At 71.5% G+C, this 10,027-nt stretch carries 8 protein-coding genes; 2 read left to right on the top strand and 6 right to left on the bottom strand.

Translation table 11 applies throughout. The annotated features are described in order from the left end of the window. Positions 1 to 141: 141 nt before the first annotated feature. Positions 142 to 1,617: a hypothetical protein gene (locus AOK01_RS24510; RefSeq protein ID WP_055515223.1), complete on the bottom strand. Its 1,476-nt coding sequence runs from the start codon at positions 1,615 to 1,617 to the stop codon at positions 142 to 144. Positions 1,618 to 1,980: 363 nt separating this feature from the next. On the opposite strand from AOK01_RS24510, the gene AOK01_RS24505 reads away from it, so the two are divergent. Beyond that, a complete protein-coding gene (locus AOK01_RS24505) occupies positions 1,981 to 3,813 on the top strand; it encodes an endonuclease/exonuclease/phosphatase family protein (RefSeq protein ID WP_055515221.1) in 1,833 nt (610 codons plus the stop codon). 109 nt (positions 3,814 to 3,922) lie between these two features. Here the strand turns inward: AOK01_RS24505 and AOK01_RS24500 are convergent, their stop codons facing one another. From AOK01_RS24500 to AOK01_RS24480, 5 genes are all read right to left on the bottom strand, one after another. Beyond that, positions 3,923 to 4,906 carry an Lrp/AsnC family transcriptional regulator gene (locus AOK01_RS24500; protein ID WP_281181428.1) on the bottom strand — a complete coding sequence of 328 codons (984 nt, stop codon included), beginning with the start codon at positions 4,904 to 4,906 and terminating at the stop codon, positions 3,923 to 3,925. Positions 4,907 to 5,205: 299 nt separating this feature from the next. Continuing rightward, positions 5,206 to 6,930 (bottom strand): MFS transporter, encoded by a 1,725-nt coding sequence (locus AOK01_RS24495; protein ID WP_055515219.1) that lies wholly within the window; start codon positions 6,928 to 6,930, stop codon positions 5,206 to 5,208. 183 nt (positions 6,931 to 7,113) lie between these two features. Then, positions 7,114 to 7,860 (bottom strand): antibiotic biosynthesis monooxygenase, encoded by a 747-nt coding sequence (locus AOK01_RS24490; RefSeq protein ID WP_055515217.1) that lies wholly within the window; start codon positions 7,858 to 7,860, stop codon positions 7,114 to 7,116. Between the two features lie 95 nt (positions 7,861 to 7,955). Beyond that, complete coding sequence (locus AOK01_RS24485; protein ID WP_079103704.1) at positions 7,956 to 8,426, bottom strand: DUF3618 domain-containing protein; 471 nt, start codon at positions 8,424 to 8,426, stop codon at positions 7,956 to 7,958. Next, positions 8,423 to 8,836, bottom strand: a complete 414-nt coding sequence (locus tag AOK01_RS24480; RefSeq protein WP_055515215.1) for a phage holin family protein — start codon at positions 8,834 to 8,836, stop codon at positions 8,423 to 8,425. The genes AOK01_RS24485 and AOK01_RS24480 overlap by 4 nt, the downstream gene beginning before the upstream one ends. Positions 8,837 to 9,038: 202 nt before the next feature. Here AOK01_RS24480 and dapA point away from each other — a divergent pair, with 202 nt between their 5' ends. After that, positions 9,039 to 9,995, top strand: a complete 957-nt coding sequence (gene dapA / locus AOK01_RS24475) for a 4-hydroxy-tetrahydrodipicolinate synthase (protein ID WP_281181427.1) — start codon at positions 9,039 to 9,041, stop codon at positions 9,993 to 9,995. Positions 9,996 to 10,027: the final 32 nt, after the last annotated feature.

Here is a 10,027-nt window from a genome sequence, read left to right as displayed (position 1 = left end):
AACGCCGGACGGGCTGAAGATCTCGCCGACCGGGCGTAGATCTTTCAGCCCGTCCGGCGTTTGAGGACCGGGGGTTCGGGGGCGGAGCCCCCGAGGAAGTGACGGGAATGGGTAGGGGCGGCGGGGGCGAAACAAACCCCCCTAACCCCCCTGCTGCGACCGCGCCTTGAACGCCGCCTTACGAGCCTCCTTCGCCACCTTCTTGTCAGGATGCAGCCGCCCCATCGCCTCCAGCACATCCGGCGTAGCAGGATGCTCCACCCGCCACGCCGCAGCGAAGAAGCCGCCGTGCTGCGCCGCAAGCCCCTCCACGAGCGCCTGCAACTCCTCGGAGTTCCCCTCCGCGGCAAGCTGCGCGGCGATCGTGTCGACGGTCAGCCAGAAGACCATCTCCTCGGACGGCGCCGGCACGTCCGGCACGCCCCGCTCCGCGAGCCAGACCCGCGCGAGCCCGCCCAGCTCGGCGTCGTCGAGCACCTCGTGCAGCGCGGGCGCGGCCTCGCCGCCGACGAGGGACAGCGCCTGCTGACAGTGCAGCCGCCGCAGCGGCGCCCCCGCGTCGGCTCCTCGCGCGGCGGCGAGCAACTCCCGCGCGGCCTCCAGGGGTTCACGCCGGGCGAGCCACTGCTCGGTCTCCGCCTGCGCGGCCGCCGGCGGAAACGCGGAGATGCCGTCGAGGAGGACGTCGGCGCCCTTGTCCGCGAGGTCGCCCACCGCGGGCGCCGCGAACCCGGCTTCCAGGAGCCGCGCCCTGACGCCGTACACCCCGAGCGGGGTGAGCCGCACCATCCCGTACCGGGAGACGTCCGTGTCGTCCACGGACGGAGCGGCCCCCCCCTCAGAGCCAGAGCCAGAGCCAGAGCCGGAGTCGGCGTCCACGTCCGCGTCCGCGTCGGCCATGAGGGCCTCGTCAACAGGCTGAAAGTCGACGATCCCGGCCGGCTCCAGGATCCGGAACTGGTCGTCGAGGCGCATCATCGCCTCCGACACCTGCTCCAGTACGTCGTTGGTGGGCTCCCCCATGTCGTCCGGCACGATCATCGACGCGGCGAGGGCGGGCAGCGGCACCGGCGCCTCGTCCGGTCCCTCCCCGCCGGCGGTCAGCAGATAGAGGTTGCCGAGGACCCCGTCGAGGAAGTCGGCCTCCGCGTCGGGGTCCCAGTCCAGCGCGGAGAAGTCGATCTCGCCGCCCTCGTCCATGGCCTCCATGAGGTCGCCGAGGTCGGGCACGCTCGCGTCGGCCAGCACCGTCTCCAGCGCGCCGAGCCACAGTCCCAGTACGTCCTGTGGCGCTCCGGAGAGGACGAGGCCCAGGTCGGGGCCGGTGGTGACCGTGCCCTCCTCCTCGTCCACGACCGTGACGAGCCCGGTGTCCACGGCCACCCGCCAGGCCTCACTGGCGTGGGCCGCGGCGTCCTCGCCGTCGAGCCCCAGTTCCGCGGCGGCGGCCGCCAGCTGTTCCTCGACGAGTTCGCTGCCGGTCCCGACCCGGGTGTCCGGACCGGCCCAGCGGGCGAGCCGCACGGCACGCGAGAGGAGCGGCGTGGCGAGCGCGTCCCGGGCGAGCTCCGCTTCGGAGCGCAGCCGCACCGGCGGCAGGGGGGAGCTGTCTGACATCGGCTGGTTCTCCTAGGACGAACAGTCGGACGTTGTTCTCGGCGTCCGTCTCGGACGCACGCCGTGGACGCCTCGGACGTACATGGCGTCCACCGGGTCCGCGGGCCGCCCGGGAGAACACTCTCCGGCCGCCCCGGAAACGCAACCTCAGCCTAGACGGATTTGGGCCCATGCCGCCCGGTTCATGAACCTGTCAGAAGTGTTCAGCCAGAAAACCTTGACAAGTGTCGCGGCCAGACACGAGATTGACGCGCGTAGAAAGGCGCGGGCAGCACCGCGAACCCCGGCTTCTACGCGCGTCACCGCCCACTCCCGCACTTCGCCCTCGTCCCGGCGCCCACGCACGTCCCCGGAGGGATTTCGTTGCCGAGCAAGTCTTCCGTACGCATAGCCGCGCTCACCGTCGCCGCCGTCTGTTCCACGCTCTCCTCGGTGGTCCTCACCTCGCCCGCCCACGCGGATGCCGTGGCCGTTCACGACATCCAGGGCTCCACCCGGACGTCTCCGCTCGTGGGCCGGCAGGTCACGGACGTGGCCGGCGTCGTCACGGGCGTACGGACCTATGGTTCGTCCCGCGGTTTCTGGATCCAGGGGCCGTCCGCGGACGACGACCCGGCCACCAGTGAGGGCGTCTTCGTCTTCACCAGCTCCACGCCGAAGGTCGCCGTCGGCGACGCGGTCACCGTGTCGGGCACGGTCACGGAGTTCGTGCCGGGCGGCGCCTCGTCGGGCAACCAGTCGGTCACCGAGCTCACCCGGCCCACGGTGACGGTGGTGTCGAGCGGCAACGCGCTGCCCGAGGCCACCGTCGTCAACAGCCGTTCCGTACCCGCCGCGTACGCGCCCGAGGGCGACACGGCGGCGGGCGGCTCGGTCGACGGCCTCACCCTGCGGCCCAAGAAGTACGCCCTCGACCACTACGAGTCGCTGGAGGGCATGAACGTCGCGATCGGCTCGTCGCGCGTGGTCACCGCGACCGACGCGTTCTCCGAGCTCTGGGTGACGGTCGAGCCGCACGAGAACCGGAACCGTCGTGGCGGCACCGTCTACGGCGCGTACTCCTCGCAGAACAGCGGCCGACTGCAGATCCAGTCGCTGATCCCCACCGCCACGGAGCCGTTCCCGACGGCGAACGTCGGCGACACCCTGAAGGGCACCACCGAAGGCCCCCTGGACTACAACCAGTTCGGCGGCTACACGCTGACCGCCCGCACCCTGGGCACGGTCGAGGCCGGCGGCCTGGAGCGCGAGACGACCCGCGCGCAGTCGCGCACCGAGCTCGCGGTCGCCACGTACAACGTCGAGAACCTCGACCCGACGGACGGTACGTTCGCCGACCACGCCGCCGCGATCGTGGACCACCTCCAGTCGCCCGACATCGTGTCCCTGGAGGAGATCCAGGACAACAACGGTGCCACGAACGACGGTACGGTCGCCGCCGACCGGACGATGCGGAAGCTGACCGACGCGATCGTCGCCGCCGGCGGACCGGCCTACGCGTGGCGGTCCATCGACCCGGTGGACCTCGCCGACGGCGGTGAGCCGGGCGGCAACATCCGCCAGGCGTTCCTCTACAACCCGGCGCGGGTCTCCTTCGTCGACCGGGCGGGCGGCGACGCCACCACCGCGGTCGGCGTCACGAAGGCGCACGGCAAGGCGCGCCTGACGGCCTCCCCCGGCCGTATCGACCCGGCGAACGAGGCGTGGACGAACAGCCGCAAGCCGCTCGCGGGCGAGTTCGCCTTCCGCGGGAAGACGGTCTTCGTGATCGCGAACCACTTCGCGTCGAAGGGCGGCGACCAGGCGCTGCACTCCCGGTTCCAGCCGCCGGTGCGCAGCTCGGAGACCCAGCGCCACCTCCAGGCGGCCTCGGTGAACGCCTTCGTCAAGGACATCCTGGCGAAGCAGCACAACGCGGACGTCGTCACGCTCGGCGACATCAACGACTTCGAGTTCTCCGGGACGACGAAGCTCCTGGAGGCCGACGGCGCGCTCTGGTCGGCCGTCAAGTCCCTGCCGGAGAGCGAGCGTTACAGCTACGACTACCAGGGCAACAGCCAGGTCCTCGACCAGATCCTGATCAGCCCGTCGATCCGCAGGGGCACCGGCTTCAGCTACGACAGCGTGCACATCAACGCGGAGTTCTCCGACCAGATCAGCGACCACGACCCCCAGGTGCTGCGGTTCCGCCCGTAGCCGTTGCGCAACCGGTTCCGGTCGTACGCCGCCGAGCCCGGCCCCGACGTCAGGGGGGCCGGGCTCGGTCGCGTGCCGGGCGAGTACGGGACAGGCAGGCGGCAGGCGGTCAGCGGCCGGGTTCGTAGGTGAGCTGTTTGACCTGGCGCAGGGTGAGGGCGGTCTCGACGGCCTGCACCCCGTCGAGGACCCCGATCTTCTCGCTCAGGTACGTGTAGAACGCGCTGGTGTCCCGGCACAGGACGGAGGCGACGATATTGGCCTGGCCGGTGGTGGCCGCGGCGAAGCCGACCTCCGGGTGCGCCGCGAGAGCGCGTCCGACGTCGGCGAGGGCGGCCGGGGACACCGTGAGCCAGAGCATGGCCCCGGTGTTCTGCCCCAGGGAGTCGTGGTCGACCTGTACGTCGAAGTAGAGGACCCCGCAGGAACGCAGCCGGTCCAGGCGCCGTTTGACCACCGACTCCGTCTGACCGGTGCTGGTCTGCAGTTCGGTCAGGGCGGTCCGGCCGTCGCCCCGGAGCACGGCGAGCAGCGCCTCGTCCTCCGCGTCCAGGGCGATGGGAGTGTCGGGCGCCTCGGCGGGAGGCGGCGGGGTCAGGGCGGCCTCCTCGTCGGGGTCGAGGGCCTGCAATTTGTTGAGCCAGCCGAGCGCGCCGCCGTAGAAGTAGTGCAGCATGCAGTGCGCGCTGACCGAGGTGACGCGCGGGGTGCGCGGCAGGCGGTCGAAGAGCAGCTCGTCCCGTTCCTGCTGTGAGCGCGGTTTCATCGCGCACAGCACCTCGGTGCCACCGGAGATCAGATCGACGTACGAGGTGTCGGGGCGCCGGGCCAGCGCGCCCGCGAGTTGTTCCGCCACGTCCGGGGTGCAGCGCAGCCGGACCATCCAGCTCTGCCTGCCCAGCCGGCTCTCGTCGGTCATGCCGAGCACCCGCAGACCCGTCGTGGTGCGCAGCCGCCGGTAGCGGCGCGCGATGGTCTGGTCCGAGACCCCGAGCACCTCCGCGAGCCTGCTGAACGGCGCGCGGCCGTCCACCTGGAGCGCCTGCATCAGCTTCTGATCGAGGAGGTCGAGACGGTCACGGGCGTCACGCACGTGGCGCGCGTCCCGAAGGTGGCGGATGCCGTGAGTGTCGTGGGTGTTGTGGGTCTTGCGGATGTCGTGGGTGTCGAGCACGTGGGACTCCACCGGATTGCTTCCGCTCTCTGGTCCGTACGGCACGGGCCCCGGACGGCGATCGTACCGACTGAGGTCTCGGGGCCGGGGCGGTGAAGCCCGCGCGGTGAGGCCCGGGCTCAGGAGTGTGTTCCTGGGCCCGGGCCTCGCACCGGCGCCCTTACCGTCCCCACGGAGGGCACCCGGTAAGACGCCGGATCGCCGCCGCGGGTTCATCCTTACCTGCGGTCGGATTGCGGGTCGGACTCCATGGCTCCGCGCTGCCGCGGTGTCCGTGTCCCGTGCAGGGCCGCGGGCGGATTCGCGGACGCGGGACCGGCCCGACCCACGGAACCGAAGCCGGAGCCGTCACCAGTACCCGTGCCCGTGCCCGTGCCCGTACCGGAGCCGGAGCTGACCACCGGCGTCGTCGTCGCCTGCCGCGGGCTGCGCAGCAGGAGCGCGGCGACCGCCGCCGCGACCAGGGACAGGATCGCGGACACGATCAGACACAGGTGGAGACCGTCGAGAAAGGCCTCGGACAGCGCGCCCAGGGCGCGACCCTGGGCGGGGCCCAGATCCATCTGTGCGACCGCGCCTAGGCCGCCCTCGTCCACGGCCGAGACGACGCTCTGCCGCTGGGCGCCCGTCAGGCCCGCTGCGGCGAGGTGCCCGGGCAGGGAGTCGGTGGCCCGGCTGGTGAGCAGGGCGCCCAGGACCGCGGGGCCGAGCGCGCCGCCGACCTGCCGGAAGGCGTTGTTCCCGGCGGCGGCCATGCCGGCCAGGTGGTGCGGTACGGAGGCGACCGCGGTGGCGGTCATGGGCGTGATGACCAGGCCCATGCCGAGGCCCAGCAGGGCCAGCCGCCAGACCAGCGAGACGTACGAGGTGTCGGCGTCGATCGTGGTGAGCGAGAGCAGCGCGCCCGCGCTGACGAGCAGGCCGCCGGTGATCAGGACACGTGCCGACACCCGGTGCATCAGGCGGCCGACCGGTGCTCCCACCAGGATGGCCATCAGGCTGACCGCCAGCAGTCGGGTGCTCGCCTCCAGGGTGCTGAGCTGCTGGACCATGCCCAGGTAGAGGCTGAGGGCGAAGAAGAACCCGATCAGGCCCAGGAAGCTGATCATGGCGACCAGGGTGGTGGCGCTGAAGGCCGGGCTGCGGAACAGCTTCAGGTCGAGCATCGGGCTGTCGCTGCGCCGCTCCACGAGGACGAAGGCGACGCCGCTGACGACGGCCACGAACAGGGCCACCATCACCTTCTCGTCCGTGAAGGAGTCGGCGCCGCCCTCGATGACCCCGTAGACCAGCGCGGTGATCGCCAGTGCGGCGGTGAGCTGGCCGGGCCAGTCCAGCCGGCGCGAACCGGCGGCGCGGGAGTCGGTCAGCAGCCGGGCCGTGCAGACCATGGTGACGAGCGAGACGGGGACGGCCAGCAGGAAGATCCAGCGCCAGGCGAAGTGTTCGAGGACGGCCCCGGCGATGATCGGGCCGAGGGCGAGGGCGAGCAGCAGGGATGTCGCCCACAGGCCGATGAACTTGCCGCGTTCCCGGGGGTCGGGGACGACATGGCTGATCAGTGCCAGGGTCGTGGGCAGCAGCGCGGCCGCGCCGATGCCCGCGAAGGCCTGGCCGATCCAGAGGACCTCGATCGACTGGGCGGACAGGCCTATGGCGGCGCCCAGGGCACAGAAGGCCAGGCCCGCCTGGAAGACCATCTTGCGGCCGTGGACGTCACCGACGACCCCGGCGGTGAGGATGAGTGCGGCCATGGGCAGGACGAACGCGTCGGACACCCAGGCCAGTTGGGCGGTCGACGCGTGCAGCGACCGCTGGATGGCCGGCAGACTCACCGAGACGGTGGTCACCGGCAGATAGGCGACGAACACGCCCACACAGGCCATGACGAGCGTGGCTGCCCGCCGGTCCCGCGAGACGCTCGCGGTAGTTGTGACGTTCACGGAACTCTCCCTAGCGGCGCCACACGCCGCGGTTCGGCTGTTTCCGCGCTTACTTTCGGCGCCACCACCGAAGCGGGGCCAGCCACGGCCCCGGGAACCGGGAAATCCGACATCAGGACCTGGTTTTCGAAGATTTTCCGATCCCCACCACCAGGGACCGCCAGGGACCGCCAGGCGCGATGACTACTCGGGTACGAGTCCGACGACGTAGCTGTAGCGGCTGACCGTGGACCGCTTCAGTCCCGGATACGTCTGTACGCGCTCCCACTGCGGCGTGCGCGATCCCACCCCGTTGCCGGGCGCGCCGATCGCCTCCCTGTGCGCCTCGGCGCTCTCCCACTCGGCGTAGTTGAGGACCTTCCTGCCGTCGGTGCTCAGGTGGAAGTGGGCGGAGATCCCGCCGGGATGCGGGTTCGGCTCACTCTCCAGGGCCTCGAACACCGCGTCCACCCAGGCCCGTTGCCGTTCGGGGTCCGCCCCTTCGAACTCGATCTCGACGATCACGACGCAACCGGGCACCCTGGCCTCCCCGGGCCGGACGCCACTGCGGTACAGCCGGTAGCGGTCGAGTCCCACCCGCTCGATGCCGGGCACGGCCACGTCGATCTCGTCCACCCGCTCCTGCCGGTGGACCTTCACGAACGCCTCGTAGTCCTGCTCGCTCCGCCACTGCGACTGGTGCAGCAGGGTCGTGCCGTCGTCCCCGGTGTGGACGTAGTACCCGAGCAGCCCCTCGGCCGGCCACGGCCGCTTCTCCCAGGTGGCGGCGATCGACTCGACCGTGGCCTGCTGCCGGTCGGGGGTGCCCACCCGCCAGGTACTGAAGAACGGGGCTCCGACCTCGGGGCGGCCCGGCTCGGGACGCACATCGGTACGACGGGCACGACGGGCACGAGGGGCCTGAGTGAGATGAGGGGTAGGGCGGGTCATCACTAACCTCCGGGTGATCGCTGCTCGACGCATGTGTCACCCACCCTCGGACCTCAACCAGGCTTCAGGTCAAGCCCGTCCCCGTGGCGGAGCAGTCAGTGGTGGCCGTTGTGCCGGTGCCGCAGCAGCCCGGCCGCTACCACCGCGCCGGCTCCGGCGACGAGTACGGGCCCGGGGTGCCGCGCTCCGGTCTGCACGACCGCGGTCGCGGCGCCGCGCACCGACTGGGGCACGTGGTCCTGGACGACCTGCCCGGCGTGGGCGGCCTTGCCCTGGACCGTGCGGCCGGCGTCGGACGCCTTGCCCTTCAGCTCGGTACCCCGGGCCCGCGCACGACTCCGTACGTCGGCCTTCGCGGCCAACTCCTCAACGGTGTCGCCTAGTTGGCCGCGCGTCTCCTCGATCTGGCGCCGCAGTTCGTCCGGCCCCTTGGCCCCGCCCGCCGACTTCTCCGTGGCCCCGCTCACGGGCCTCGCCGTGGCTCCGCCGCCACGCCGTGCCGTGGCCCCGCCACCGGGCCTGTCCATGGCGCCACCAGTTCCTGCAGAGTCGTTCCTGTCGTTCATCGGTGCGCCCTCTCCTTGATCTCGTCCACATCGGCCCGGACGCTGCCGAGCGTCCGCTCGGGCTTCGGCGGGGTGGCGCGGCCGAGCTGCGTGCGACCCGTCTTCGCCAGCACGGCCGCGACCAGGAAGAGCACGGCTGTGACGATGAGTGCCGCCGCCCACACGGGCAGTACGAGGGAGAGCGCGGCGACGCCGGTCGCCGCGAGGGCCATCAGACCCACATAGGCGACGGCTCCGGCCGCGCCGAGCATCCCGCCTCCGCGCCCCGCACGCCGCCCCTTCTCCGCCAGTTCCATCTTCGCGAGCTGCATCTCCTGCCGCACGAGCTCGGAAAGCTGTTCGGTGGCCTGCCCGACGAGTTCACCCACCGAGTGGTGTTCGTCCAGCCGCCGGTCCGTCGTCCCGGTCATGGCGTTCCGCCTCCTTTCGTCCGGGGGACGCCCGGGTACCCCTCCCGCGGCGCCGCTACCCCGACCGAGTCGCGCCACCGCCCCCACCGAACACAATTAAGTAGCTCTTCTTATGGATAGGCCGTAGCAGAATTAAGTGGAGCTTCCACGTCGGCGGCCCGAAACTGTCTCCATGACCACGCCCACAGCCTCCACAGCCCCCATCCAAGCCACAACCGCGACCGGGACCGAAACCGGAGCCGAAACCGGAACCGGAACCGGGGTCACCTCCCCACGCCCCCGCCCCTTCGGCCGTACCCTCTGCGCGATGGTCACGCCCTTCACCGACGAGGGACTGCTCGACCTGGACGGCGCGCAACGGCTGGCCGAGCTGCTGGTCTCCGAGGGGTGCGACGGGCTGGTGCTGTCCGGTACCACCGGGGAGTCCCCCACCACGACGGACGCCGAGAAGTCCGCGCTCGTACGGGCGGTGGCCGAGGCCGTCGGGGACCGTGCCTCGGTCGTCGCGGGCATCGGAACCGCCGACACCCGCCACACCGCGGAACTCGCACTCGACGCCGAAAAGGCGGGCGCGGACGGCCTGTTGGTCGTCACGCCGTACTACAGCAGGCCCCCGCAGGACGCTGTCGAGGCGCACTTCCGGGCGATCGCGGACGCCTCCGGACTGCCGCTCACGCTGTACGACATCCCGGGCCGCACCGGCACCCGTATCGAGCCGGAGACGATGCTGCGGCTCGCGGAGCACCCGAGGATCGTGGCGGTGAAGGACTGCGCGTACGACCTGCTCGGCACCCAGAAGGTGCTGGCCCGCACGGATCTCGCGTACTACGCGGGCTGCGACGAGTACGCACTGGCCCTGTACGCGGTGGGCGGCGCCGGATACATCAGTACGGTGGCCAACGTGGTGCCCCGCCGACTCCGGGCCGTCCTGGACGCGTTCGACGCGGGGGACACGGGCGGGGCCGCTCGGCGTCAGCAACAGGCCAACGCCCTCATCGAGTTGCTGATGGCGTCGGGCCTGCCCGGCACCGTCACGACGAAGGCTCTGCTCAACTCCCGCGGTCTGCCCGCCGGGCCGGTGCGGGCACCGCTGCGGCCCGCCGGCCAGGAAGTGACCGACGGGCTGCTGGCCGAGTACGAGCGGTTGGTGGCTGCCTGATCGGCGTCGTCAGGTTGTCAGTGCTGTCAGTG

The organism is Streptomyces aurantiacus (genome assembly GCF_001418335.1).
In the GTDB taxonomy this organism is placed as follows: domain Bacteria; phylum Actinomycetota; class Actinomycetes; order Streptomycetales; family Streptomycetaceae; genus Streptomyces; species Streptomyces aurantiacus.
This window is presented reverse-complemented; position numbering and strand designations above follow the sequence as displayed.

What these genes read in the sequence shown, in the direction of transcription:
- AOK01_RS24510 (WP_055515223.1), bottom strand. Translation starts at nt 1,617, where the DNA reads ATGTCAGACAGCTCCCCCCTGCCGCCGGTGCGGCTGCGCTCCGAAGCG.
- AOK01_RS24490 (WP_055515217.1), bottom strand. Translation starts at nt 7,860, where the DNA reads ATGACCCGCCCTACCCCTCATCTCACTCAGGCCCCTCGTGCCCGTCGT.
- AOK01_RS24485 (WP_079103704.1), bottom strand. Translation starts at nt 8,426, where the DNA reads ATGAACGACAGGAACGACTCTGCAGGAACTGGTGGCGCCATGGACAGG.
- AOK01_RS24480 (WP_055515215.1), bottom strand. Translation starts at nt 8,836, where the DNA reads ATGACCGGGACGACGGACCGGCGGCTGGACGAACACCACTCGGTGGGT.